Genomic DNA, 24,130 nt, shown 5'->3' on the forward strand with positions numbered 1-24,130 from the left:
ACCCTACTCATGGCACGTCTACCTCGCTTCGTTCTGCCCGGCTATCCCCAGCATGTCATTCAACGTGGCAATAACCGACAGCAAATCCTGTTCGAGGAGGAAGACTATTGGTTTCTCTGGGAGAAAATCGGGGTCGCCGCGGAAAAGTTTCAGTGCGACATCCATGCCTATGTCCTGATGCCGAACCACTTTCATCTTCTGCTCACGCCCCGCCTGGAGAATAGCATCGGCAAGCTGATGCAGTATGTCGGTCGCTATTATGTGCAGTATTTCAACAGCCGTTACGAGCGCACCGGTACGCTGTGGGAGGGGCGTTATCGTGCCACGCTGCTGGATCCCAAGACCTATCTGCTCCCGGTCTGTCACTATGTGGAAGCCAATCCAGTGCGCGCGGGCCTGGTAGAGCAGGTCTCAGAGTATGCGTGGTCGAGCTATGGGTCTAATGCGACAGGAAGCGAGGATCCACTGATCACGCCGCATCCCGAGTATGAGCGTTTGGGGCGAAGCGCCAAGGCGCGCCAGGCTAGTTATGCTCAGACAGCCGAATTCCCGCTCGACGATACCCTTTTGAAAGCGATTCGCGACGCGACCAATAAGGCATGGCTGCTCGGCGATCACGACTTTTGCCAGGCCGTCGAGAGCCTGCTGAATCGACGTGCCCTGCCGCGACCGCGCGGCGGCGACCGCCGCTCCGCCGCGTATCGGCGTCATGCCGGAATGGAATGAGTCGGACGCCGATGAACATGACGCGGGGCGAGGTCTATACGGCCCGCGAGGCGGATGAGTTCCACACTGCCGAGGGCTGTTTTATCCTGGAGACCTGGAACCGGGAGGCAGATCCAGCGGTCTCTATTGCCCGTGCCCGGGTCGCGCCCAAGGTCACGACCCGGCTCCATCGGCTCGCGGGCATCGTCGAGCGTTATCTGATCCTGAGCGGGGAGGGTCTGGTCGAGGTCGAAGGCATGGAATCCAGGCGGGTGCGCGCGGGCGATCTGGTCCACATCCCCGCCGGGCTGGGACAGCGGATCGGCAACCGCGGCAAAACCGACCTGGTGTTTCTCGCGATCTGCACGCCGCGTTTCACGCCCCATGCCTACCAAGATATCGACCCTGAACCTTTTCCCGATTCACCGACCTAAACCACCCTTCGGCGAACGTCCGTGGTGCCGCGAAGCGAGTTGAAGAGCCACGAAACGACGTTTCTCGCGATGGGCGCGGTTAAGAAAATCGTTTCGTCACTTTTCCATGGCATGCTGACCCAATCGAGGCCATCCATCGTGATAAACTGACCGCGAGTCGTTCCCCATGCAGGACGAGTTCGACCTACCGCCCGAGACCCGCGACACCGTTTCCCGGATTTTCCATCTCTACGACCCACCCTTGTGGTTGGTGACGGTTGGCGATGGCCACCGTCGGAGCGGCATGATCGCCACCTCCGTCACCCGCGCCTCCATCGTCGCCGAGTGGCCGCGGATGCTGATCGCCATCGCCAAACAGCATGACACCTGGAATCTGATTGAGGCGACCGGACGCTTCGCGCTCCATCTGCTCCGCCAAGACGATCTGGAGACGGTCTGGCGCTTCGGACTCGCCAGCGGTCACCGCGTCGACAAATTCGCGGATCTAGCGCTGCCTGAAACGCCTGGCGGCAATCCGCTCTATCCGGGTGCCCTGTCATGGCTGGATTGTCGGGTCGAACAGCAGATGGGCAGCGGCGACCGCAGTGTCTATCTGGCTGGGATCACGGGTGGCGCACTGTTGCGGCAGGCTCCCGTTCTGACCGTCGCAACCCTGCTGCGCGATGCGCCACCCGAGCGCAAAGCCGCGCTCGACCGGCTCTATACCCAGGATCAGGCGATCGATCGTGCTGCCATCCTGGCCTGGCGGCGCGCGCGCCCAGGCCTGTGATCCTGTGAACCTAAAAAGAGCCATTGAACCGCAAAGAACGCAAAGTCTTTCAAAGCGTTGTCCAGACAGCGGCAGTCACCTGTAGGGTGTAGGGCGTGGATGAGACAAATCTCTGTTTTCCTTCGTGACCTTTGCGCCTTTGCGGTTCCAAGTGCTGGATTTAGAGTGAACCATCCGTTGCTCGCCAGTGCACGCGCAATCCTGGCGGACGACGCTGCCGAATTTTCCCCTTCCCTTTACCTCAGAGAAACAACTATGCAACTGCCTGACCACAAAACCAAAATCGTCGCGACCATCGGCCCCGCGTCGGACACCCTGGAGGTGCTGACACAGCTGATCGAAGCCGGAATGAATGTGGCTCGATTAAACTTTTCGCATGGCGACCCGGCCTATCATGGCGCGGTGATCGCCCGGATTCGCGAGGCCGCGGCGGTCACGAACCGCCGCGTCGCCATCATGGGCGACCTCCCAGGCCCCAAGATGCGCATCGGCGATCTGGCCGAGGAACCCATCGAACTGCAACGCGACGATCCGCTGATCCTGACCACCGACGAGATCCTCGGGGACAAACACCGCATCGGAATCAGCTTTCCGAACCTGCTCGACGCCGTGCAACCGGGCGACCGGCTCTATCTCAACGACGGCTTCATCCTGCTCAAGGTCGTGGAGGTCAAGGGGACGGACATCCATTGCAATGTCCGTGTCGGCGGCGAACTCCGCTCCCGCAAGGGGTTGAACCTGCCCGGCATCAATCTTGGCATCACCGCCTTCACCGAGAACGATCACGACTGGCTGCGCTTCGCCGCCGAGCACCGGTTGGACGCGGTCAGTCAGTCCTTTGTCGCCACCGCCGACGACATCCTGGCCGTGCGCCGGGCCGCCGAGGCCATGAACTATGCGCCCTTCATCATCGCCAAGATCGAACGCGCCGACGCGCTAGACAACCTGAAGGCCATCCTGACCGCCGCCGACGGCATCATGGTCGCGCGCGGCGATCTAGGCGTCGAGATCCCGATCGAGCGCATCGCCGTGGTCCAGAAGCAGATCACCGAATTGGCCAATCACTTCGGCAAGCCCGTGATCACCGCCACCCAGATGCTGGAATCCATGGTGATTTACCGGAGGCCGACCCGCGCCGAGGCCACCGACGTCGCCAACGCCATCCTCGGCGGCACCGACTGCGTCATGCTCTCCGCCGAATCGGCGATGGGCCGCTACCCGGTGGACGCCGTCGCCATGCTCGCCAGCATCGCCACCCATGTCGAACCCGAGCGCAGCAAGCAGCCCTTCGTGCGCGCCATGGACGGCTTCAACGGCGGCGAGCGCATGCGCGCGGTCGACCTGATTGCCGCTAGCGTCTATCACACCATCAACAACAGCGCGCCCCGCGCCGTGATCGTCCCCACCCAATCGGGCAGCACCCCGCGCAATGTCGCGCGATTCCGTCCGCCGGTCTGGATTCTCGCCTTCAGCCCGAATCCGGCCACCTGCCAATCGCTGCAATTTTCCTATGGCATCCATGCGATTCAAGTGGAGGCGGACCGCCCGGACTGGTCCCGGTTCGCCCGCCACTGGCTTGGCGAGCGCGGCATCGACAGCGGCCTGGTTCTGCTGACCCAGGGGCCGACCGCCGAAAACCCTTGCGGAAACTATCGCATGGAGATCCTGGAATTGGGTCTTGACGCGGGCAAAATCTGCGACTGACGGGAGTCCATCGACGATCCAGCGATTCTCATTTTGACGTAGGAGCCCGCTTGCGGGCGACTTACGAGCGCTTGCGGGCCAGCGGGTTGCTTGCGGGCGACGGGGGTTGGCAGACTCAAAGGCTTTTGGCAGGTCATGTCGCCCGCAAGCGGACTCCTACGATGGTGGATGACGCCAAAATGAGAACTGCTGTCGATGATCGGGGCATCTTGACCTCTCAGCGCTCTCCCCGTATGATCACGCGTCTTATCGGGCGCATAGCTCAGCGGGAGAGCACTGCCTTCACACGGCAGGGGTCCGTGGTTCGATCCCACGTGCGCCCACCATCAAATCAATCAGTTAGGTCACCTTAGTCACGAAAAACGTCCAGCAGCGCGACTGAAACGTGACACACAGCCTTTCAGCGGGCGCCCGAACATTGTCAGGCGATCACGTCATCTGAATGTTTGAGTGACGCACCAATTCCGCAACTTCTCCGATCGATGCCCCGGCCTGCACCAGCCAAGCAGCGCAGGTATGGATGTCCGCATACCCAAACTCAAGCGGAAGGTCTCCGGATGCCAAGTCGCATGAATCGAGACGCCCGCACTGTCACTGAACTACGCATTCTCATCGGCTACCTTGGGGAACTGGCGCCCGCTTGGTGGTCGAGCCAGTTTTTCAGTCCGAACGCCGCCGCCTTTCTGTCGCCCATCTTCGCTCGCACACTGTTCCATGCTCAATGTCAGGGCGTAACCGCCGCAGCGGCTCGGCTGCACGACGAGCATATCGGCGTCGGACGGATCTACCATGTGTTCCGTTTGCCGGAGAGTGTTGAGCAGGCCGTCGCCGCCACGCTGACCGATGGGGGCTTCGAGTCGGAGACTCGCCCTCATCTCAGCAGCCGCGAGCAAGCGCTTGAACGGCTCGCGATGCTCAGCGAGCAGCAGAATGCGTCCGAAGGCCCCATGGCGCTGGGAGCCTTGGCTGACGATTTGACGCCGCAGATCAAGGCCATGGCCGGGCTGTACTTTGATGCTTTCTCCAAGGGGCTCAAGACCTTTCCCTATCTGAGGGAGGTTTAGTGGCCCAGCCGCATTTCTATACCACCCAGAGGCTGTAAAGAAATCTCCGCCGCGCCTGTAACCCACACGGCGCGGCAAAATGTCCCCATCGAAGGGTTACCCAGCGACAATCCAGTGATGAGCGACGAGCCGCAAGCCGAACTGTTCGCAGACGAGCGGCTGATCCCGGAAGTGCCGACCCCAAGCGGGGCACCACAGGGGAGCGTCGCACGGGTGCGGTGGCCCAACCGCACGCCGCTGGAGCTGCGCCCCTGCGACCAGGAGTCCCTGCTGTCCGAGGCACGGCTGGTGTGGGCCTGGGGGGAGCGGTGCGACTTGAGCGCCATGTACGCTGGCATCCGCGCGGTGGAAGGCGGCAGCGGGCGCACCGCCATTGCCCCGGAGATCCTGTTCGCTCTGTGGCTGTACGTCACCCTCGACGGGGTAGGCAGCGCACGGGTGATCGCCCGCCTGACGCGAGAGCACGACGCCTACCGCTGGATCTGCGGCGGCGTGGCGGTCAACGACCACACGCTGTCGGATTTCCGCAGCGCCCATGGCGCGGCGCTCGACGCCCTGCTTGGCGAGCATGTCGCGCTGCTGCTGGCCGAAGGCGTGGTGACCCTCAAGCGCGTTGCCAGGACGGTGCGCGCGTGCGCGCCAGTGCCGGGGCCGCCTCATTCCGCCGGGGCACCACGCTGGAGGAATGCCTTCATGAGGCGCGCACCCACATCGCGCGGCTCAAGCGCCACGTCGACGACGACCCGGGTGGCGAGTCGCGCCGTCGTCAGGCCGCCCGTGAGCGCGCCGCGCGCGCTCGAGCGTCTGCCCGAGATGGCCGCGATCAAGGCCACGCAGTGTCAATCACCATCCAAAAATGACCAGGGATCAACATCGAATGTTTTCCCGTTGCTGGGGCATTTCAGGTGGTCTGAGTCGCCTTTTTGCGTTGCTTGAAGCGGTAGGAGTCGTTGCCGGTTTCGAGGATGTCGCCGTGATGGGCGAGGCGATCCAGGAGGGCCGCGGTCATCCTGGCGTCGCCGAAGACCTGTACCCACTCGCCGAAACTGAGGTTGGCGGTAAGGACCAAGGAGGTCTTGTCGTACCGATGGCGGATCAAATGGAACAGCAACGCACCGCCCGATTCGGGGAACGGCAGATACCCGAGCGCGTCGATGATGACGGCATCGATGGGGATGCGTTGTTTGGCGAGAGCGCCGGCTTCGCCGAGGCGTTTTTCCGGTTCCAGCTGGTTGACCAGGTCGACCGCGTGATCGAAGCGAACCCGCTTTCCCCGATGGATCGCGGCGACGCCCAAGGCGGTCGCCAGATGGGTTTTCCCCGTTCCGATGCCCCCGAGCAGGATGAGGTGATGCGCTTGCCATGCGCGCCAGGCCATCGCCATGCCGTCGAGGTGGAGCGCGTTGAGTTTGCTGAGGCGATCAATGGCCATGACGGACCTCCCGCAAGCTGGCGTCGCGCGCGCAATCGGCCAGCGGTTCCGGCGCAGCGTGGGGCTGGAAGGACTCTCAAGCACGGCGGGACGTGTGGGCGCGGCCAGTCGGCGCCTGGCGTTGCTCGCGACCGGGGCGCTGATGACGATGCGCAGGGTCGCGGCGGTGAGGCGCACCGACACCACTTTGCCAGCCCAGACGACGGGGACACTCTAGCGATTGCGATCGACGCTGATCAGGCAAGTGCTGGAGAACTCGCAACGTCTGCTCGACATCGCTATCGAACGGCGCGGTGACGGCCCGCAGCCAGGGCGGCTCGTCGGCAAAACACGCGGCCATGGTCAGGGTCAGCTCGGTGGGGTGTCGACGCCCCGCGAGTTCCTGGCAACGCGTCGCCAACCAGGTATTCGGCGCCGCGCAATCGCTGCACGTCACCCGCGGGGTGAACCGCCATTCACGCACGTTGCCGACCTGATTCTCCGCCTGGCCCTTCTCTCAACCCGATTCCGGCGTGCAGGCGACCGGCTCGAACAGATCGTGATTGGCCAACGTCAGGAAGCGGCGGTTGAACTGGCGATCCTTCCCGGTAAAGATCGCGTCCACCACCGTTTTGAGATTGTCGTAGACCACCCGCTGGGGGGCGCCGCCGAAGCAGGCAAAGGCGCGGACATGGGCATCGAAGACCATCTCCTGGGTCTCGCGCGGATCGGCCACCACGAAGATTGGCCGACTGTCGGTCAGGCGAACGTGCGCCACCTTGTTCGTCTGTACGACGCGGCCCAACTCGACCTCTTCATGGCTCCACTCGCATTGACAGGTCTCCCCCGGCGGAAACGCCAACGGCACGAAGGCTTGCGTGATGGCCGGATGACTGCCACGCCGCACCTGCCAGCGCGTCACAGACCGCTGTACCGGGCCATCGGAGCCTTGGTAACCCTCGACCTGCAAGCCCTCGAACAAGCGTTTCGCCGTGCGCCGCTGACGCCTCGGGAAGCGGGATTCGCGCTCCAGCCACTGTTCCAACTGGGCTTGGAACGCCCCCAGTTTCGGCAAAGGCGGATGCTGGCGGCGGTCGACCGGCTCGGTCAGCGTAGTCAGCGCTTTGCGAACCGTGGGACGCGAGCGCCGAAGCTCACGGGCAATCGCGCCGACGCTCTCCCCGTCGACAAAATGACGCCGTCGAATGTCGGCCATGAATTCCATCCTGATCACCCCAGGCTGCTCCGGCCAAAAGGCCGGCAGGTTGCACCGCTCCGGGGTGGAAAAACTTCAATGTCGATTGCCCCGGATCCCTGGGAAGTTTTCCTGGGTGATTAAAACCCCTAGCCAGATGATCGTCGGCGTCGAGGCCGTCACTGACATGGCGCAGATGACTCCCATGATCGATCAAGTCGAAACGCGTTGCGGGCACGGCCCCGAGGAATGGCTGGTCGACGGCGGCTACCCCGCCCACGAGCAGTTCGAGCGCGCCGCCGAGCACACCATCGTCTACGCTCCCGCCCCCAAACCCAAGACAGGCGCCGACACCGATCCGCACGCCCCGAAAGACGACGACAGCGCGGCGGTCGCCGAATGGCGCGAGCACATGGGCACCGACGCGGCCAAAGCGATCGACACCGAGCGCGCAACCACCGCCGAATGCGTCAACGCCCTGGCCCGCGAGCGCGGCCTCACGCGCCTGCGGGTGCGCGGAACCGCCAAAGTGCGCTGCGTCCTGCTGCTGCATGCCTTCGCCCGCAACCTGATGCGCACCTTCGCTCTGGCCCCGCAGTGGCTCGGTTACGGGAGAGGTGCGTCCGGCGAACCGGCGGTTGCAACGTAAAGCGCCGAAAAAAAAGCAATCATCTACCGCAGCCCGCGATCCGGGCGAGTAGGCCCTGTTCCCCGCCAACTGATCGGCCACGCGTCCCTCGCGCCGCCGCAGCGTCGCGCGCGACGTTCGCCGGCATGCCTGAATCGCCCTGATGCACGGGAAGTCGAATTCTTCACAACCTCTCAGTCATCGGGTCAAGCTGCATTTCATCGCGTGTCTGGCTCCACTGATCGAGACCAACTACAACTTCATCGAGCTGGGACCGCGCGGGACTGGCAAGTCCTATTTCTTCAGCGATTTCTCGCCCTACTCGACCCTGATCAGCGGCGGCCAGGCCACCAAGGCCACGCTGTTCTACAACAATCAGCGCCGCAAGATCGGTCTGGTGGGGTTCTGGGACACTGTCGCCTTCGATGAGGTTGGTGGCATCAAGGTGAAGGACCAGGACATCATCCAGATCATGAAGGATTTCATGGCTAACGGGTGTTTTTCGCGCGGCGTGGAAGTCATCGCGGACGCCTCCATGGCCTTCGTCGGCAATCTCGATCTGTCTGTCGAGCAGATCGTGAACTCGGAAGTCTATGATCTCTTCCAGCCGCTGCCCAAGGAATTCGACCTCACGGTGCAGGATCGCTTCGCCACCTATCTGCCCGGTTGGGAAATGCCCAAGAACAGTAGCGAGTTTCTGACCAGCCACTACGGTTTCATCACCGACTACCTGGCCGAGGCTTTCCATCATCAGTTCAAGCAGAGCAATCGCTATGAGGAGGTCAGCCAGCGGATCAAACTGGGCAAAGCCGTCGAAGGGCGCGACGAAAAGGGGATCAAAAAGACGGTGTGCGCCTTGCTCAAGATCCTGCACCCGGATGGTCAGCCCACGGACGCCGAGTTCGACGAGTACGTGGCCTACGCCGTGGAAATGCGACGTCGGGTGAAGGAGCAGATGAACAAACGCAAGACCGACGACGAGCGACCCCTTCAACCCTGGCGCGGTCCAGGCGAACGAGCCGTGCCGTGGGCGCGGGCCTGAGTCGCTGTGTGAGCCGGCGACACGCGCCCGCCCATTCAGCGGGCCAGCCGCGCCAGTCGATCCTGATAGCGCCGCATCACCAGGAGATGGAAAACCGCCTGAGTCACGCGGTACAGAAACCAGGGCAGCGACGGTTGATAGTCGTGGATGGCGGCCATGGTGTAGCGTCCCCCGAGCAGGGTGTGGAACTCGAAGCGGGCCTGGCTCGGGCCGCGCGCGCGACTGAGCAGGCCGCCAACGATCAAATGGATCTGACGATCCGGCGTGCTCTCCGCGTCCAGTCGCTGGAGCGATAGCAGGGTGACGCGCGGAAAGCGCATCCGGACCTCGCAGCGCCCGTCCGCGTCCAGCTCGGTTTCGATGAAGGGCCAGCAGCAGCCGCCCAGCCAGCGGAAATAGTTGCCCGCAACCCAGTGCGCATCCTGACCGGGCGGCAACAGAATGCGCTGGATGGAGCGTACCCGACTGGCCTCGCGGATGCAGTGCCGGTCCTCGTCGCGCAGGGGTTGACGCGGATTGGGCCGCAAACGACCGCTACGCGGATCGAGCGCGGCGGCAAGCGCCGCGCGAAAGGGCTGCGAGTCGGGATCGATGGCCCGCTGGACCGGGTTGTCGCGCATGCGGATATCGTGCGGCAGGCTCTCGACCACCGGACCGACCAGGGCGGACGGCGCACCGCCGATCAGACGTGCCGTCAGTGAGACGAGCCACAGCGGCAGATAGGGCAGTCGCAGAAAACGCCGACGCACGCCGAGCACCTCGGCGGTCTGGCGCAGCATCGTCTCGTAGCTGAGCGACTCGGGGCCGCCGATGTCGAAGGCTCCGCGACAGGTCTCGGGCTGCCCCAGGCAGTGCAGCAAGGCGCGCACCAGATCGTCGAGCGCGATCGGCCGGGTGACGGATCCCGCCTGCGAGGGAAGCGCCAGCAAGGGCAGGCGGCGAACGAGGTCGACCAGCAGCCGCGGCGCCGACCCGCCCGGCCCGACCACCAGCCCGGCGCGCAGCGTCGTCACCGGGGTGCCGCGCGAGGCCAGGATGAGTTCGACTTCGCGACGATTCCAGAGCAGCGGCGAGATCCGGAATCCATCGGGGATCACCCCGCCGACGAACAGGATCTGTCGCACCCCGTTGGCCGCCGCCGCGAGGGCGAAATTGTCCGCCAGGATCAGATCCATGTCGCGCGGCTGGGCCTGGGTCAGGCGCGAGGAGGGCGCCAGCGAGTGCACCAGATAGATCGCATACTCGGCGCCCTCCAGGCTCGCCGTGACCGCGCGCGCGGAAAACAGATCGCACTGGCGCCAGGCGACATGGCCCTCGGAGTCGGGCGTGCGTGCCCGGGCCGGCGAACGGGTTAGCGCGACGACCTCATGGCGCGCGGCCAGCGCGCGGCAAACCGCGGTCCCGATAAAGCCGCTGGCACCAGCGACGACGACCCGCGGGCGCGGCGGTTGCGACATTGGCATGAAATCCCGAGCGCGGCCGGTCAATCGGCGACCGGCATCCGGCCATCGATTGGCTCGGGCGTATCCAGGTCCGCCAGCCCGCGCCAGTCGGGATGCGCGGCAATCCGCTCCAGCGCCTGTGCAAGCAGGGTCCGGCCCGGCTCCATCTTGAACCAGGTGGAGGCGCCCGAGGGGTGCGGCAGCGGGATGATGTCGGCGGTCCAGCCCATTTTTGACCGATAGGGCCATTGCTGGCCAATCACCTCGTTCAACAGCCTGAATTCCATCACTTGAGCGATGGCGAGCTTGCCGACCGGGATGATGAGACGCGGGCGCAGCAGGTTCATTTCGGCTCGCCACCAGCCGCCGCAACGCTCGACCTCGCCGCGATCCGGCACGCGGTCGCCGCCCTTGGGGTTCTTGCCGGGAAAACAGCGACAGACCGCGCTGATCAGGAGGCGCTCGCGACAGGCGGCTTCGTTCAGGCCAATCGACGCGAACCAGCCAAAGAGGGTCTTGCCGGCGGTCCAGCAAAAGGGGCGTAGTTGTTCGATTTCGCGGGTGCCGGGAGCCTGTCCGATCACCATCACCGGCGAGAGGACGGCGGCGCTGTGCACCGGCGGTCCCTGCATGCCGGGACAGCGGCGGCAGGCTTCCAGGTCGGCATGCAGGCGGACGAGCGTGGCGTGCCGAGCGCGCGGGTCGGCGTTCTGGAGATTCGATTCGGGCATAGGGTCAGTTCAGCCGTCGCACGATCTTTTCGATCTGAATGCGATGGGTGCGGTTGTGAATCGCCGCCAACGCATGCCACTGGCGTGCCGTCAGCGGGCCGAACCAGGGATGCGGGTGTCGCGCGCGGGCGTTCAGGGGGCCAAGGCGCTCGATCAGGCGCGAATAGCGTTCGACCGTGGCGCCCAGAGCCTGGATCCGATCCGAGCCGACATCCGCGTGGGGCCAGACATCCTCGTTCTGAATCTCGATCTCATGATCGCAGCCGGAGCACATGGCATGGAGCAGGGCCGTGATCGCGGTGTTGACCATCGCCAGATGGTCCAGCGTCATATAGACGGACCAGTGCCGGCTGCTGTCCTCGATCCCCGGAAAGCGCCGGATCGTGACGATCCGGGACGCCTGTTCGCGCGGAAGCCGGCGGCTCAGGACGATGGCGCGCCCGGCCTCGGCGCGAAACAGCCGCAGAATCGACGCCGGCGAGGCGAAGGACGCATAACCCCGAATACCGAGATCGGCGACCCAGCGTTCATGAACGGGGATCCCGACGACAGATCGTTTCAGATCGTCCGGGGCGCGCGGGATCATGGCTGACTTTTCCCCCAGGCATCGCGCAAACCGACGGTCAGATTGAACACCGGACGCTCCGGGGTCGTCTCCGGATCGGCGACGAAATAGCCCTCGCGCTCGAACTGGAACCGCTCGCCAGGCTGCACGCCTTGTAACGCGGGTTCCACGACGCAATCGGCGAGTACCCGTAATGAATCCGGATTGATGTCGGCGCGGTAGTCCGATCCGCCGGCGCCGGGCGTGGGCACCCGAAACAACCGGTCGTAGAGCCGAACCTTGGCCGGGATGCCGTGAGCAACCGAGACCCAATGAATCACGCCCTTGACCTTGCGGCCCTCGGGATTCTTGCCCAGGGTGTCGAGATCGACGGTCGCCCGCAGTTCGACGACCTCGCCCGCCGCATCCTTGACGATCTCGTCGCAGCGAATCACGTAGGCGTTGCGCAGACGCACCTCGCCGCCGGGGATCAGCCGCTTGAAACCCTTGGGCGGAAGTTCGGCGAAATCGGCGCGGTCGATATAGATTGCCCGCCCGAAGGGAACCGGCCGGGAACCCATGCGCTCGTCCTTGGGATGGTTCCCGGCCTCCATGGTCTCCTGGCGATCTTGCGGATAGTTGGTCAGAACCACCTTGAGCGGACGCAGAACCGCCATCCGACGCGGCACGGTGGCGTCCAGATCGTCGCGAATCGCGCTTTCCAGCAGGGCCATCTCGACCAGATTATCGGACTTGGTGACGCCGACGCGCTCGCAGAACTCGCGGATGGCGGCGGGCGTGTAACCGCGCCGGCGCAGTCCCGCCAGCGTCGGCATGCGCGGATCGTCCCAACCCTGCACCAGACGCTCGCTCACCAGTTCGGTCAGTCGGCGCTTACTCATCACGGTGTATTCCAGATTCAGCCGGCTGAATTCGATCTGGCGCGGCTTGCTCGGCACCGAGACATGCTCGATGCACCAGTCGTAGAGCGGGCGATGGTCCTCGAATTCCAGGGTGCAGAGCGAATGGGTGATCCCTTCCAGCGCATCGGAGAGCGGGTGGGTGTAGTCGTAGGTCGGATAGAGACACCAGGCGCTGCCGGTCTGGTGGTGGACCACGCCATGTTTGATGCGGTAAAGCACCGGATCACGCAGATTGATGTTCGGCGAGGCCATGTCGATACGCGCGCGCAGGGTGCGCGCGCCGTCCGGGAACTCGCCCGCGCGCATGCGCTTGAACAAGTCCAGATTATCCGCCATCGAACGGTCGCGGTTGGGACTGTCGCGGCCCGGCTCGGTCAGGGTGCCGCGATAGACACGAGTCTCCTCGGCACTGAGATCGCAGACATAGGCCAGACCCTGTTCGATCAACTCGATGGCGAAGGCATAAAGCTGCTCGAAATAGTCCGAGGCGAAAAACAGCCGGTCGCCCCAGTCAAATCCGAGCCAGCGGACATCGGCCTGGATGGAATCGACGAACTCGACGTTTTCCTTGTTCGGATTGGTATCGTCGAAGCGCAGATTGCAGCGTCCGCCGAAGGCTTCGGCGAGACCGAAATTGAGCACGATCGACTTGGCGTGGCCGATATGCAGATAGCCATTCGGCTCGGGCGGAAAGCGGGTGACGATCCGGTCATGCTTGCCGGAAGCCAGATCCGCTTCGACGATCTGGCGGATGAAATTGGTGCGTGGCGTCTCGGCGGCGTCGGTCATGGTCTCTCGGGCGTCTCGGGCGACGGATGGGAAGCGATAAGATCCGCATTCTAGCGCGTGTCACGGCGATTGAAAGAACTCGGTTTGCTGGTGTCGCGACGGGCCATTTTTTCAGGTAAGGCCGGACCGTGGCACTCGCAACGGGCGCCATCGACGCCTGCCCTGCCGTCTGCCGCGGACCGGGATGCGTAACGCGGCCATGGCGCGCGCGGAGTGTACAATGCGGCGAAAATCCATCCGCGATGGTAGCGGAATCACGCTTCTTTCCACACGAGACCGAGGTTCCCATGCTGATCAAATTTCAAACCAAGGCTTATGCCACCATCACCATGTTCGGCGACGTGGCCGTGACACTCATCAAGCTGATGGGGCATAGCGGAAACGTACCGGGCGCGCTTCTGGCGGAAGATGTGCCGAACGCGTTGGCACGGTTGAAGGCAGCGGTCGCGGAACACCCGAACGATCCGCTGGACCCCGCCGCCAGTACCTCGCGGGGATCGAACGAAGGTCAGCACGTCAGCCTCGCCCATCGGGCATTGCCCTTGATCGAACTGCTGACGGCCGCGGCGGCGGCGGGCGAGAATGTGATGTGGGAAAATTAAGCGGACCATCCTGGACGCGATTGGACGCGACCGCTTCGACCGTCACAAAGGCTGCCGAGGTTGTTCCAATCCAAAAACATTGCATACCGCGCTGGGCGCGGTTTTAAGAGGATCGTTTTATGGAAGCCTCCTACAAAGTATCAGCGTTGGGAATCGCGCCGGGCCATTTTGAGAACACCGTGCGGGATGGGCTGAAGGATCTGCTGAAAGGAGATCCCGCCACCTTCGAGCCGAAATTTCAGCGCATCCTGCTCAATCAGCAGGTCGTGCTCGTCAAGAATCTCCCGGAAGTCGCGGCCCGCAATCTTTACGACAAGCTGACCGAGATCGGCTTTCTCTGCCGCATCGATCCCATGGCGCTGACCCTGGAAACGAAGACCTATCGCTGCCCTGCCTGCGGACACGAACAGCCGCATGCGACCGATGGCACGCCCGACACCTGCGAGAAATGCCACATCATCGGCGATCGCTACAAGGGCAATCAGCCCAATCGCCGCAATCGGGAATTGCACGACGCCATCGAACTCGAACGCCGCGCGCTCGCCGCGCAGTCGACGGTCGCGGACGAAAAACAAACGCGCGAAGCCGAGCGCAAACGCAACGCGAAGCTCCGCAAAATCGCTCGTCGCAAGGTCGAACAGGAACTGGGCGTGACCTTCTTCAGCAAACTGCGTCCCTATCTGGCGCCGCGCGTCCTTCTGCCCGCCGTGGCCGGCCTGGCGCTGCTTGGCGGCAGCGTCGGTTTGGTGCTGTGGGATCAGCGTCTCGGAGATGTCGGGGCCGTCGACACCGCCGATGCCGCCCTGCCGAGCGGTCAACCGGGCGGCATGCAGGTCGTGATTACGCCCCCGCCGGGCCTGTCGGTCACGGTTGGCGCGGATCCCGCGCTGGGCGGGACCGCTGATCTGTCCCCGGATGGGGTCGAAAGCGCCCTGGCAGGCGCCGGCGGGACATCCCCGGACAGGCTGTCCGAGTCGGCCGTCGCCTCGGGTGTGGCCGCCTCGGAGATTGACGCATCGGGGATGACCGGCAAACCCGCGCTGAAGGTCGACATTCCCGATCTGCCCGCCAGCGCCAAGTCGTTCGCAACGAACGACCCAGCGTTCCCGACGACCGCCAGCGATCCTCGCGTCCTCGCCAGCCTGGCCTTCTACCAACTCGACACAGGCGATCTCGGCGCCGCGACCAGGACGCTCGACCGGGCGACCCTGGCCATGAACGGAGCACCGGACGCCGCGCGCGCGCTCCCGAAGGATCGATTGCTGCGCGACGCCGTGGCTCTGCGCGCCGGTCTCGCGGACCAATATGCCAAACAGGCCGATCTCACCAGCGCGCAGTCTCAGTGGCGACGGGCCAACCTGCTCGCCGACTCCATTCCAGCCGCCGATTTTCGGGCGATGGCCTACGGAAGTCTCGGCCGCGCGAGCCATGAGAATCGCGAATTGCCCGCCCAAAAAGAATATCTTGGCCTGGCCGTCGAGACCGCCGCGCAGTCCGCCGGGGGATCGCTTGAGCGGATTGACCTTCTCGGTACGCTTGCCCGCGATTTCGCGCTGATCGGTCAGCACGAGCGCGCCACGGCCTTCTTCGAGAAAGCGACGACCGCGCTGAGCCGGATCCAGGATCGCGCGATCCAACCGGTTGCCCAGGCGATCCTGGCGCAGCGCCTCGCCGAAGCTGGCGAGACCGAAACCGCAGCGGCCATGCTGGGCAGTTCGCTGCCCCCATCGGCGGACGAAGTCGCCGCTCCCGCCAGCGCGCGCCACCCGGAGGCGCTCGCCGCCCTGGCGAGCAGCCGTGCCCGGCAAGGCGATATCACGCAGGCGCAGACCGATTTTTCCGCCGCCATCGTGCAGGCCAGAAGCCTGACCGATCCCGTCGCGCGCACCGAGTCGCTCGTCTATCTGGCCCGCGCCATCTTCCAGGCCGGCGACCCCGCCGCCGCCGGGCAGCTCGTCGACTCGGCGGGTTCCTGGGACTGAGGCGCTGCGCGGAAAGCGTCGTCGCTACCGACATCCGTTCGTGGTGAGTCCTGATCCCAACGCAGGATTGACCCATGAACGGATGAAACGCCAAATTTTAAATCCATTGCGCACACCGATTCGACATCGGGGCAGAGATGAGATGAGGATGGGCTTGAAGAGGCGGGATGCGTTCTGAAAAGGTAGAGCCTTTTCAACGCAGTAACCTTGAATGCTTGGAGGCTGAGGAGGGAATCGAACCCCCGTAGGCGGCTTTGCAGGCCACTGCATGACCACTCTGCCACTCAGCCGAACGGACGAGCATTATAATGGCACCTTGTGCTTTTGTCACGCCATGGCTTTTCAGGCCAGCCATTCTCGTTTTCGCGTAGGAGCCCGCTTGCGGGCGATTCAGTGTGGGCAAATGAAGCGAAAAACCCAGACGAATCATGTTCGTCCCGGTCGCCGCCATCGCCGCGCGGCCAAGACTCCTCTGTAGGGATGAGCGATTCGTCCCGACGCCTGATCAAGCCGATGCCGCGCGTCTACTCGCGAATCAACCCCAACGCCCGCGCGCGCAGCAGCAGATCGCGCGCGATCGGGGCCGCGACCGCGGAGCCGTAACCGCCCTGCTCGACCAGCACGGCGACCGCCAGTTCCGGGCGCTCGGCGGGGGCGAAACCGACGAACCAACTGTGCGAATCGCCTTGCGGATTCTGCGCGGTGCCGGTCTTGCCGGCGATGGCGAGGGTCGGCTGGTCGATGCCGCGCCCCGTCCCCTCCGTGACGACCTTGCGCAGCATGGGCGCGAGCTTCCCGGCGACCGCTTCGCTCATGAAGCGGGCAAGCGGTCTGGGCGGTTCGCCTTCGATCAGCCGGGGCGTCATCGCCAGCCCCTGGTTGGCGACCGCGCCCGCCATGACCGCCATGTAGGCCGGCGTCACCAGCAATTGCCCCTGTCCGATGGACATCTGCGCCAGACCATAGCGATCCGAGCGATCGAGACGCGGCGCCTGGCCGGTGCGCATCGCCCAAACGCCATAGGGACTCTCGTGGAGCCGGATCTGGCGATTGAGTTGAAACCGGTCGGTCATGGCGTCGAAGGCATCATGTCCGTACCGCACCCCGAGTTGGGCGAAAAAGACGTTGGACGATTTCGCCAGTGCCTGCGTCAGATTCAGCCGTCCAGACCCCTTCCAGAGCGTCCCGTTGTTACGTGCGCTGTAATATTCGTGATCGCGAATTTTACGGTAGCGTGCCGAGGTCGTGAAACCATCCGCCGGGCAGTCGAGCGTTCCCGTGAAGCCCTGCTCGAGCGCCAGACTGGCCAGGGCGATCTTGAAGGTGGAGCCCGGCGGATAGAGTCCCTGGGTCGCGCGATTGAGCAACGGCGAGCCGGGATCGCCGCCCTGAAAGAGCGCCGGGGTGATCTGGTTGGGATCGTAGGAGGGAACGCTCGCCAGCACGCGAATCGCGCCATCGTTCGGATTCAGCAGCACCACCGCGCCCCGGCGCTCGCCGAGCCGCTCGACCGCGAGACGCTGCAGGTCGGCGTCCAGCGTCAGGGTCAGATCCTGTCCGCGCGGGCGTTTCTCCTGGATCACCAGTTGCCGGCCCAATTCGCTCCAGTTTTCCAGACTCGCGGCCGTGCCGCCATTCAGATGGACCGTCGCCACGGCCTCCATCCCGGTCGCCCCGAACATCGGCTGCGTGTAGCCGACCACCGGCGAGAACGCCGGCCCGTCGGGATAGATCCGGTAGACCTTGCCGAGAATCTCCTCGCTGTAGGCGAGCACCTCGCCCCGGCGGTCGAGAATCCGTCCACGCTGAATCCAGTGGGCCGGATTGAACGCGCGCCGGTCGTGCAACTGCATGAAGGCGATGAACTCGGGACGGAAGACGCCGGTCAGTTGCCAGGTCGCCTGATAGACAAGCAGCCCGAGAAACAACAGGACCAGCAGGATCGTCGGGACGCGAAAGGCGCCCGTCGGCTTGGCCAGATGCCGCAACCGGGTGAATTCGCGGACCTCATACATGGATTTGAGCAGCGCGAACACGGCCACGAAAAAGGCGACCTGCAGGATCAGTCGCAGTACCGACCAGACTTCGGGATCCAGGCTCGCGTTCATGGGGATGGATCGAATCCCGAGCCCGCCGTCCGAGGCAGATCGATCTGGCCGCGCCGCGGGCGCGGGGCGGCGCCAAGATCGGCGGCCAGCCAGTCCGCCGTCGCGAGTCCGTGAGGGATGGGACTGCCGATGGCGGCGGCCAGTTGCGCGGTCGGCCACAGACCCGCCGCGCTTTCCACCAGGCTGGTGACGACGACCTCGACCCCCGCCGCCCTGGCGCGTGCCGACAGCGCGAGCGCGCGCGCCAGACCGCCGACCACGGCCGGTTTGAGGACGATGCGCCGCACGCCAAGCATGGCGAGATCGAGGTCCGCGAGCCGTCCATGCAGCGGGCCATGCAGCGATTCGTCGCGCGCCAGCGGAAAGGCCGCGCCAGCCTGAAGCGTCGCCAGCCTGTCGGCGTCGGGCTCTCGCAGGGGTTCTTCGAGCGATTCGATGGGGAGCGGGTTCAGCCCGTCGATCAGGCGTCTGGCCGCGTCCGGCTCCCAGGCGCCATTGGCGTCGAGCCGCAACCCGATGCCAGGCGGCAGATGGCGGGCAAGCGCGACCAGATGTTTGAGTTCGACGGTCGGGTTACGGATGCCGACCTTGATCTTCAACACCCGGAATCCCGCGTCGCAGGCCGTCTGGAGATCGGCTGGGGCGAGCGTCCCGAGAGGGCCGAGCATGGCGTTCACCGGAACCTCGTCGCGCGCGCTTTCGGAGAGCCAGTGCCGCAACGCCCCCCCCCGGCGACGGCTGGCCAGATCGAGCAGGGCGCATTCGAGGGCGAAACGGGCGGCGGGGGCCGTCGCCAACACCGGCGCCAGCGACTCCAGCAGGAGATCCAGGGGTTGGAAGACAGCGACAGCCCGCGCCTGACACAGCGCCTCCCAGGCCACCTCGGGCGTTTCGGTGCCGGCAGCCGGCAACGGCGCGCAATCGCCATAGCCATGCAGCCCCTCGGCGCTCACCTGGATCAGCCAGCCCCGGCGCCGCGCGAAACCGCCGCGGGCGCTTGCCCAGGCACGGCGTAGCGGCAATTCATAAGGTCTGACTTGAAGTCGCTCGATCACCGCAATCCAGGGAGCAGAAAGCCAACGATCAACAGCACGACGAGCAGGGACTGAAAGAGCGCCGTGCGGGCGAGCTGCGTGTTGAGCGCCTCGCCACGGGCACCGCGAAAGAGCCGGACACTCAGGAGCGCGGCCAGCGGCAGGGCGGCGAGCAGCGGCCAGGCGGCGCCGGGGAGATCCGCCGTCAGCAGAACGAGGACCGGCGCCAGCAGCAGCAGGGCATAGAGGACGCGGGCGTGCGGACGGTCGAGGTAATGACAGAGAGTCCGGCGCCCGGCCGCGCGATCGGTCTCCAGATCGCGGTAGTTGTTCACCAGCAGCACGGCGGCGGCGGGCAGTCCGAGCGCGAAGCCCAGCCACAGCGGCCGCCAGCCGAAGGTCAGGGTCTGGAGATAATAGCTGCCGCCGACCGCCGCCATCCCGAAAAAGAGCAGGACAAAAACCTCGCCGAAAGGGCCATAGGCGATGGGTCGCGGGCCGCTGGTATAGGCATAGCCGGCGGCGAGCGAGGTCAACCCGACGAGCAGGATCGGCCAGCCGCCGCGCGCGATCAGGGCCAGCCCTAGCACAAAGGCGAGCGCGAACGTCAGGTGCGCGGCGGTCTTGACCTGCCGCGCGCTGAACCAGCCCTGGGCCGTCGCGCGCGGGGGACCGAGACGCGCGGCGGTGTCCGTGCCGCGCTCGAAGTCCGCCGCGTCGTTATGCAGATTGGTTCCGATCTGGATCAGCATGGCCGCGAGCAGGGTGCAGAGCGCCGCCAGCGGGGCCAGTTGTCCCGTTTCGGCGAGCGCGAGCGCGATGCCAGCGATCACGGGGGACAGCGTGAGCGGCAAGGTCTTGGGGCGCGCGGCGGCGATCCAGCGCGTCCAGCGCGAGGGCGTTTCCGACGCCTTTCCAGGTAGGCGAACTTGCGAGGTGTGGGTCATGATGCGGTCGATGGTCGGTGTTGATGAGTAGGCGAGCGAGGCGCGGCGAGTCTGGACAGGATCGGCACCGCCCCGGGCTTCAGGCATCCGCCCAGGGATTCAGGATCCGCACGCCAGCGGGCCGCGAGCCTCAAGGACGCCGCGGAAACCGGTGAAAATCGGGCTCGCGTTTTTCCAGGAAGGCGTTACGTCCTTCCTGTCCCTCCTCGGTGGTATAGAAGAGCGCGGTGGCGTTGCCCGCAAGTTCCTGAATCCCGGCCAGTCCGTCGGTGTCGGCGTTGAAGGACGACTTGAGCACCCGCAGCGCGGTCGGCGAAAGCCGGTTCATCTGGCGGCACCAGTCGACCGTCTCGGACTCCAGTTCGCGCAGGGGCACGACAGTGTTGACCAGGCCCATGTCGAGCGCCGCCTGGGCGTCGTACTGACGGCACAGAAACCAGATTTCCTTGGCCTTTTTGAGCCCCACGGTCCGGGCCATGAGACCGGCCCCGAAACCGCCATCGAAACTGCCGACCCGAGGTCCGGTCTGACCGAAGCGCGCGTTGTCGGCGGCAATGGTCAGGTCGCAGATCAGATGCAGCACATGACCGCCGCCGATCGCATAGCCCGCGACCATGGCGACCACCGGCTTGGGCAGCGTGCGGATCTGGCGTTGCAGTTCCAGCACGTTCAGATGCTCCACGCCAGACTCGTCCTGATAGCCCGCGTCGCCGCGAATCCGCTGATCGCCGCCCGAGCAGAAGGCCAGATCGCCAGCGCCGGTCAGGACAATGACCCCGATCTCGGGGTCCATGTGCGCGCGATGGAAGGCGTCGATCAGCTCGCGCACCGTCTGGGGGCGAAAGGCGTTGCGCACCTCCGGACGGTTGATGGTGATCTTCGCGATCCGCTCGGCCTGTTGATAGAGGATGTCCCGGTAGCGGTCATCCGCGGGCGTCTCCCAGACGATCGGCGCGCGCCCGGCGTTTGACCGGCCCTCGGGTTGCTGCATGTTGTCTGACGCCACCGGTAAACCTCTTTGGATAAAAACCAGGGCTGGGATTTTATCCGCAAATGAGCGCGGACTGACGATTGGTTTCGGACATTGCGCTCGGCGGTCTGGCGGCGTCGCGGCACAAGCCACGCATGCCCTGCCCGCTTGACGCCCTCCAGTACCCTGACTAATCTGCCAACGGCGGGGCATGCTGATCGATTCAGCGGTTTCGCCAGCGCCATTCAATCTGTCGCAACCCCGTTTCGCGCAGACCTTCACGCGGGGCGGAACTGGGCGAACATCGTACCGAGCAGCCAGCGTGTATCCAAAGTATTTTGGGCTCAAGGAGCCCAGTTTCTCCATTGCGCCCGACCCCCATTATCTGTTCCTCAGCGAGCAGCATCGGGAGGCGCTGGCCCATCTGCTCTATGGCGCGGGCGAGAGTGGCGGATTCGTGCTGCTGACCGGCGAGGTGGGAACCGGAAAGACGACGGTGTGCCGCGCCTTTCTGGAGCAATTGCCCGAGGGCGTCGACGTCGCCCTGATCCTGAATCCGACCCAGACCGCCAACGAACTGCTGCTGAATCTCTGCGACGAATTTCGGATTCCAGTCCCGGAAGGCACGCAGTCGATCAAGGTATTGGTGGATCGGTTGAATCAGTATCTGCTGGAGGCGCATGGTCAGGGCCGCCGCCCGGTGTTGATCGTCGACGAGGCCCAGAACCTTCAGCCTCAGGTGTTGGAACAGATCCGGTTGCTGACCAACCTGGAGACCACCAAACACAAACTGCTGCAGATTTTCCTGATCGGGCAGCCCGAACTGCGGCGCCTGCTCGACAGCGAACAACTGCGCCAGCTCAATCAGCGCATTACGGCGCGCTTCCATCTGGCCCCGTTCAATCTCAGGGAGACCGGAGACTATATCCGTCACCGCATCGCGGTCGCTGGCGTCGATCGACCGCTGTTCACGGCGCGCGCGATCCGTCGGATCTATCGCTATTCCGGCGGTATCCCGCGGTTGGTCAATATCCTCTGCGATCGGGCGCTGCTGGGCGCCTGCGTGACCCGAGGTTCGCAAGTGACGCCGGTCATCGTCGACAAGGCGGCGCGCGAGGTGCGGGGAGGGACGCTCGATGCCACTCGTCCGCCCGCCGCGCGGCCCGCATTTCTGGCGGCGGCGGCCTTTGCCCTGGCGTTGGGCGCGGGCTGGTGGGGGGCTGCGTGGCTGGGCGATGAGAACGGGGCGCCGTTCGGATGGGTGTCCGCGCTTTTCCCACCGCAAGTCGGCGACCGGTCTCTGGCGCCGGCGTCCGAATCCGCCGCGCGTCAGGAGCCGCCAACCGAGACCGCCACGGAGGTGGCAACCGCCGAACCAACTCCCGTCACCACGTCGGTCTCGCCATCGGAACCGGCCCCGCTGGCCGTCGCGACCGGAGAGCCCCAGGCATCCGGAGAGGCGTTGCCGCGAATCGCGCTGATGCGTTTCGAGGCTGACGCGGTGGAGGCCACGCTCGACCGGCTGGCCATGTCCGAAGACGCTGCGCTGCGGCTCCTGCTAAGACGCTGGACCCTGGAACCGGAGGCGCTCGGCGCGGGCGATCCCTGCGCGCGGCTTGCATCCGTCGGCCTGCGCTGCGAGCAGGAGACGGGCACCCTCGGCAATCTCCGCTATTTCGATCTGCCCGCGGTGCTGAGGGTCGTCGGCCCCGGCGACTCCAGACGCTTTGTCGTCTTGGCCGCGCTCGACGACACCGAGGCGACGCTGGACCTGGCCACGGGGAGCGAGCGCGTCCCGGTGGCGGGTCTGGAACGCATCTGGACCGGCCATTACACCCTGGTCTGGCAACCGCCGCCGGGTGGCTCGACCCTCATGGCGTCAGGCTCATGGGGCGAAGATGTGCGTTGGTTGCGCCGAACGTTATCCCAGGTGCCCGGCCTGGATCTCGCGACCGGCGATGCTCCCCGCTTCGATGCCTCGTTGAGTGACGCGCTGCGGACCTTCCAGACATCCAGGGGGTTGTCGGCCGACGGTGTCGCCGGTCCGCGCACCCTCATCCTACTGAATCAGGCGGTCGAGAGGCCCGGCATCCCCCGGCTCGACGGGACGACGGCGGTTCCCGAACCCGTGGTGGAAACGCCATGAGCTACATTCTGGAGGCATTGAAGAAGTCGCAGCAGGAACGCGAACTCGGTCAGGTGCCCACGCTGGAGACCGCCGGGATCTTTCGCGAGGACAAGGAGCCCATCCCCACGAATCATTGGGGACTGCTTGCAGTCGGTTTGGCGGCTCTGGCGGTGGTCATCGCGCTCTTCGCCGCGTTGCGCGAACCCACGAAGCCACCGACCGCGCTGGAGGCACCGGAAAGCCAGCGCGATGTCGCCGTGGCGACTCCCGAAGACCCGTTCGCGCGGGATCGCCAGACGGCATCGGAATCGCCCGATCCGTTGCCTTTCGCGCCCGCCGCTCCGCTCGCGGAGGCGCCGCCGCCGAAGCGCCCGGCCCACGCCATCCAGTCGTCTCCGGGCACGCGCGCGGCCGATCCCGCCGAGCCGGTCTCACTGGACGAGATCATGGATTACCCCAACCCGAATCTGGACCCGGCGCTGGAGCGCGAGTTGCAGCGTCAGTTGGACGCGGAACAGTTCCAGTTCGACGACACCGAGCCGCTGGTCATGGAGCCGCCACAGCGCGCGCCGATCCCGGTCGACCTGATCGACGATATCGAGTCGTTCAAGCAACAGGTGCGGCGCGAACAGGGGCTTCCGCCTCCCAAATCCAGCGCCGGGTTCAAGCCAGTCAGGATCGACGGCGATCCCACGCGGCTGCGGCTGACGCCCCAGCAGCAGGCGCAAACGCCCGGCTATCTGATGACCGTCCATGTCTATGACCCGGACGCGGCGAAACGCTTCGTCCTGATCAATGCGCTCAAGTATCGCGAAGGCGAGGAAACGCGCGAGGGGCTGCGGGTCGAGCGCATCCTGGCCGATGGCGCGGTGTTGAGCTATCAGGGTAACCCCTTCTACGTTGCGCGCTAGCGTCGCCTCCCGCGCGGTCTCGCAATGCGCCGCCGAAGTCCGTAAAGTGCGCGACTCACCTACCCCG

The 24,130-nt window shown here is 65.1% G+C and carries 20 protein-coding genes, 2 tRNA genes and 3 pseudogenes; 14 read left to right on the forward strand and 11 right to left on the reverse strand.

Annotation, left to right across the window (positions count from 1 at the left end; translation table 11 throughout):
• Window positions 1–9 precede the first annotated feature (9 nt).
• The 7 genes and pseudogenes from THIVI_RS11695 to THIVI_RS11725 form a co-directional block, all read left to right on the forward strand.
• Entirely contained in the window at window positions 10–726 is a 717-nt protein-coding gene (locus tag THIVI_RS11695; RefSeq protein ID WP_014778806.1) for a transposase, read from the forward strand.
• An 11-nt stretch (window positions 727–737) separates the two neighbouring features.
• Window positions 738–1,139 (forward strand): cupin domain-containing protein, encoded by a 402-nt coding sequence (locus THIVI_RS11700; protein ID WP_014778807.1) that lies wholly within the window; start codon window positions 738–740, stop codon window positions 1,137–1,139.
• A gap of 166 nt (window positions 1,140–1,305) precedes the next feature.
• Complete coding sequence (locus tag THIVI_RS11705; protein ID WP_014778808.1) at window positions 1,306–1,908, forward strand: flavin reductase family protein; 603 nt, start codon at window positions 1,306–1,308, stop codon at window positions 1,906–1,908.
• Window positions 1,909–2,163: 255 nt separating this feature from the next.
• Window positions 2,164–3,612 carry a pyruvate kinase gene (pyk, locus tag THIVI_RS11710; RefSeq protein ID WP_014778809.1) on the forward strand — a complete coding sequence of 483 codons (1,449 nt, stop codon included), beginning with the start codon at window positions 2,164–2,166 and terminating at the stop codon, window positions 3,610–3,612.
• A gap of 251 nt (window positions 3,613–3,863) precedes the next feature.
• Window positions 3,864–3,938: transfer RNA gene (locus THIVI_RS11715), tRNA-Val, on the forward strand.
• A gap of 243 nt (window positions 3,939–4,181) precedes the next feature.
• Window positions 4,182–4,676, forward strand: coding sequence for a BrxE family protein (locus tag THIVI_RS11720; RefSeq protein ID WP_041446965.1), 495 nt, complete (start codon window positions 4,182–4,184; stop codon window positions 4,674–4,676).
• A gap of 117 nt (window positions 4,677–4,793) precedes the next feature.
• Window positions 4,794–5,476, forward strand: a pseudogene (locus tag THIVI_RS11725) (transposase); the annotation flags it as partial.
• Between the two features lie 101 nt (window positions 5,477–5,577).
• Here THIVI_RS11725 and THIVI_RS11730 read toward each other — a convergent pair.
• Window positions 5,578–6,033: pseudogene (locus tag THIVI_RS11730) on the reverse strand (ATP-binding protein); the annotation flags it as partial.
• A 73-nt stretch (window positions 6,034–6,106) separates the two neighbouring features.
• On the opposite strand from THIVI_RS11730, the gene THIVI_RS11735 reads away from it, so the two are divergent.
• A complete protein-coding gene (locus THIVI_RS11735) occupies window positions 6,107–6,325 on the forward strand; it encodes a hypothetical protein (protein WP_157174430.1) in 219 nt (72 codons plus the stop codon).
• A 279-nt stretch (window positions 6,326–6,604) separates the two neighbouring features.
• Here THIVI_RS11735 and istA read toward each other — a convergent pair whose 3' ends face one another.
• Complete coding sequence (gene istA, locus THIVI_RS11740; RefSeq protein WP_157174431.1) at window positions 6,605–7,303, reverse strand: IS21 family transposase; 699 nt, start codon at window positions 7,301–7,303, stop codon at window positions 6,605–6,607.
• 124 nt (window positions 7,304–7,427) lie between these two features.
• Here istA and THIVI_RS11745 point away from each other — a divergent pair.
• Both THIVI_RS11745 and THIVI_RS11750 read left to right on the forward strand, forming a co-directional pair.
• A pseudogene (locus tag THIVI_RS11745) lies at window positions 7,428–7,931 on the forward strand (transposase); the annotation flags it as partial.
• 142 nt (window positions 7,932–8,073) lie between these two features.
• The gene (locus THIVI_RS11750; protein ID WP_245537259.1) at window positions 8,074–8,952 is read left to right on the forward strand and encodes a BREX system Lon protease-like protein BrxL; all 879 of its coding nucleotides are present in this window, start codon (window positions 8,074–8,076) and stop codon (window positions 8,950–8,952) included.
• A 35-nt stretch (window positions 8,953–8,987) separates the two neighbouring features.
• Here THIVI_RS11750 and THIVI_RS11755 read toward each other — a convergent pair whose 3' ends face one another.
• From THIVI_RS11755 to THIVI_RS11770, 4 genes are read right to left on the reverse strand one after another with little or no spacing between them, the layout of a single operon-like run.
• Window positions 8,988–10,409: an NAD(P)H-binding protein gene (locus tag THIVI_RS11755; RefSeq protein ID WP_014778814.1), complete on the reverse strand. Its 1,422-nt coding sequence runs from the start codon at window positions 10,407–10,409 to the stop codon at window positions 8,988–8,990.
• A 26-nt stretch (window positions 10,410–10,435) separates the two neighbouring features.
• On the reverse strand, window positions 10,436–11,125 hold the full coding sequence (locus tag THIVI_RS11760; protein ID WP_014778815.1) for a uracil-DNA glycosylase family protein: 690 nt from the start codon (window positions 11,123–11,125) through the stop codon (window positions 10,436–10,438).
• A 4-nt stretch (window positions 11,126–11,129) separates the two neighbouring features.
• Window positions 11,130–11,711 carry a DinB family protein gene (locus THIVI_RS11765; RefSeq protein ID WP_014778816.1) on the reverse strand — a complete coding sequence of 194 codons (582 nt, stop codon included), beginning with the start codon at window positions 11,709–11,711 and terminating at the stop codon, window positions 11,130–11,132.
• Entirely contained in the window at window positions 11,708–13,381 is a 1,674-nt protein-coding gene (locus tag THIVI_RS11770) for a glutamine--tRNA ligase/YqeY domain fusion protein (RefSeq protein WP_014778817.1), read from the reverse strand. Before THIVI_RS11770 ends, THIVI_RS11765 begins: the two co-directional genes overlap by 4 nt.
• 287 nt (window positions 13,382–13,668) lie before the next feature.
• On the opposite strand from THIVI_RS11770, the gene THIVI_RS11775 reads away from it, so the two are divergent.
• Together THIVI_RS11775 and THIVI_RS11780 are read left to right on the forward strand one after the other, a co-directional pair.
• On the forward strand, window positions 13,669–13,983 hold the full coding sequence (locus THIVI_RS11775) for a DUF1840 domain-containing protein (protein ID WP_014778818.1): 315 nt from the start codon (window positions 13,669–13,671) through the stop codon (window positions 13,981–13,983).
• Between the two features lie 119 nt (window positions 13,984–14,102).
• Complete coding sequence (locus tag THIVI_RS11780) at window positions 14,103–15,965, forward strand: hypothetical protein (protein ID WP_014778819.1); 1,863 nt, start codon at window positions 14,103–14,105, stop codon at window positions 15,963–15,965.
• A gap of 216 nt (window positions 15,966–16,181) precedes the next feature.
• On the opposite strand, the gene THIVI_RS11785 is transcribed toward THIVI_RS11780, so the two are convergent.
• The 5 genes from THIVI_RS11785 to menB all read right to left on the reverse strand — a co-directional run bounded on the left by THIVI_RS11785 (window position 16,182) and on the right by menB (window position 21,045).
• Window positions 16,182–16,255 (reverse strand) — tRNA-Cys (locus tag THIVI_RS11785).
• 234 nt (window positions 16,256–16,489) lie between these two features.
• Entirely contained in the window at window positions 16,490–18,073 is a 1,584-nt protein-coding gene (locus THIVI_RS11790; RefSeq protein ID WP_014778820.1) for a peptidoglycan D,D-transpeptidase FtsI family protein, read from the reverse strand.
• Window positions 18,070–19,128: an o-succinylbenzoate synthase gene (gene menC, locus THIVI_RS11795; RefSeq protein WP_014778821.1), complete on the reverse strand. Its 1,059-nt coding sequence runs from the start codon at window positions 19,126–19,128 to the stop codon at window positions 18,070–18,072. The genes THIVI_RS11790 and menC overlap by 4 nt, the downstream gene beginning before the upstream one ends.
• Window positions 19,125–20,054, reverse strand: coding sequence for a 1,4-dihydroxy-2-naphthoate polyprenyltransferase (locus tag THIVI_RS11800; protein WP_014778822.1), 930 nt, complete (start codon window positions 20,052–20,054; stop codon window positions 19,125–19,127). The genes menC and THIVI_RS11800 overlap by 4 nt, the downstream gene beginning before the upstream one ends.
• A 130-nt stretch (window positions 20,055–20,184) precedes the next feature.
• Window positions 20,185–21,045, reverse strand: coding sequence for a 1,4-dihydroxy-2-naphthoyl-CoA synthase (menB, locus tag THIVI_RS11805; RefSeq protein ID WP_052315018.1), 861 nt, complete (start codon window positions 21,043–21,045; stop codon window positions 20,185–20,187).
• A gap of 301 nt (window positions 21,046–21,346) precedes the next feature.
• On the opposite strand from menB, the gene THIVI_RS11810 reads away from it, so the two are divergent.
• Window positions 21,347–23,170, forward strand: coding sequence for an ExeA family protein (locus tag THIVI_RS11810; protein ID WP_014778824.1), 1,824 nt, complete (start codon window positions 21,347–21,349; stop codon window positions 23,168–23,170).
• The gene (locus THIVI_RS11815) at window positions 23,167–24,063 is read left to right on the forward strand and encodes a general secretion pathway protein GspB (RefSeq protein WP_014778825.1); all 897 of its coding nucleotides are present in this window, start codon (window positions 23,167–23,169) and stop codon (window positions 24,061–24,063) included. The genes THIVI_RS11810 and THIVI_RS11815 overlap by 4 nt, the downstream gene beginning before the upstream one ends.
• The last annotated feature ends 67 nt before the right edge of the window (window positions 24,064–24,130 follow it).

Source organism: Thiocystis violascens DSM 198, assembly GCF_000227745.2.
In the GTDB taxonomy this organism is placed as follows: Bacteria; Pseudomonadota; Gammaproteobacteria; order Chromatiales; family Chromatiaceae; genus Chromatium; species Chromatium violascens.

Excerpts from the sequence above, each read along its gene's own strand:
- THIVI_RS11800 (WP_014778822.1), bottom strand. The coding sequence starts at position 20,054 with ATGACCCACACCTCGCAAGTTCGCCTACCTGGAAAGGCGTCGGAAACG.
- THIVI_RS11705 (WP_014778808.1), top strand. The coding sequence starts at position 1,306 with ATGCAGGACGAGTTCGACCTACCGCCCGAGACCCGCGACACCGTTTCC.
- THIVI_RS11735 (WP_157174430.1), top strand. The coding sequence starts at position 6,107 with ATGACGGACCTCCCGCAAGCTGGCGTCGCGCGCGCAATCGGCCAGCGG.
- THIVI_RS11770 (WP_014778817.1), bottom strand. The coding sequence starts at position 13,381 with ATGACCGACGCCGCCGAGACGCCACGCACCAATTTCATCCGCCAGATC.
- THIVI_RS11755 (WP_014778814.1), bottom strand. The coding sequence starts at position 10,409 with ATGTCGCAACCGCCGCGCCCGCGGGTCGTCGTCGCTGGTGCCAGCGGC.
- THIVI_RS11815 (WP_014778825.1), top strand. The coding sequence starts at position 23,167 with ATGAGCTACATTCTGGAGGCATTGAAGAAGTCGCAGCAGGAACGCGAA.
- THIVI_RS11750 (WP_245537259.1), top strand. The coding sequence starts at position 8,074 with ATGCACGGGAAGTCGAATTCTTCACAACCTCTCAGTCATCGGGTCAAG.
- THIVI_RS11780 (WP_014778819.1), top strand. The coding sequence starts at position 14,103 with ATGGAAGCCTCCTACAAAGTATCAGCGTTGGGAATCGCGCCGGGCCAT.
- pyk (WP_014778809.1), top strand. The coding sequence starts at position 2,164 with ATGCAACTGCCTGACCACAAAACCAAAATCGTCGCGACCATCGGCCCC.
- THIVI_RS11760 (WP_014778815.1), bottom strand. The coding sequence starts at position 11,125 with ATGCCCGAATCGAATCTCCAGAACGCCGACCCGCGCGCTCGGCACGCC.
- THIVI_RS11695 (WP_014778806.1), top strand. The coding sequence starts at position 10 with ATGGCACGTCTACCTCGCTTCGTTCTGCCCGGCTATCCCCAGCATGTC.
- THIVI_RS11765 (WP_014778816.1), bottom strand. The coding sequence starts at position 11,711 with ATGATCCCGCGCGCCCCGGACGATCTGAAACGATCTGTCGTCGGGATC.
- THIVI_RS11700 (WP_014778807.1), top strand. The coding sequence starts at position 738 with ATGAACATGACGCGGGGCGAGGTCTATACGGCCCGCGAGGCGGATGAG.
- menB (WP_052315018.1), bottom strand. The coding sequence starts at position 21,045 with ATGCAGCAACCCGAGGGCCGGTCAAACGCCGGGCGCGCGCCGATCGTC.
- THIVI_RS11775 (WP_014778818.1), top strand. The coding sequence starts at position 13,669 with ATGCTGATCAAATTTCAAACCAAGGCTTATGCCACCATCACCATGTTC.
- THIVI_RS11790 (WP_014778820.1), bottom strand. The coding sequence starts at position 18,073 with ATGAACGCGAGCCTGGATCCCGAAGTCTGGTCGGTACTGCGACTGATC.
- istA (WP_157174431.1), bottom strand. The coding sequence starts at position 7,303 with ATGGCCGACATTCGACGGCGTCATTTTGTCGACGGGGAGAGCGTCGGC.
- THIVI_RS11720 (WP_041446965.1), top strand. The coding sequence starts at position 4,182 with ATGAATCGAGACGCCCGCACTGTCACTGAACTACGCATTCTCATCGGC.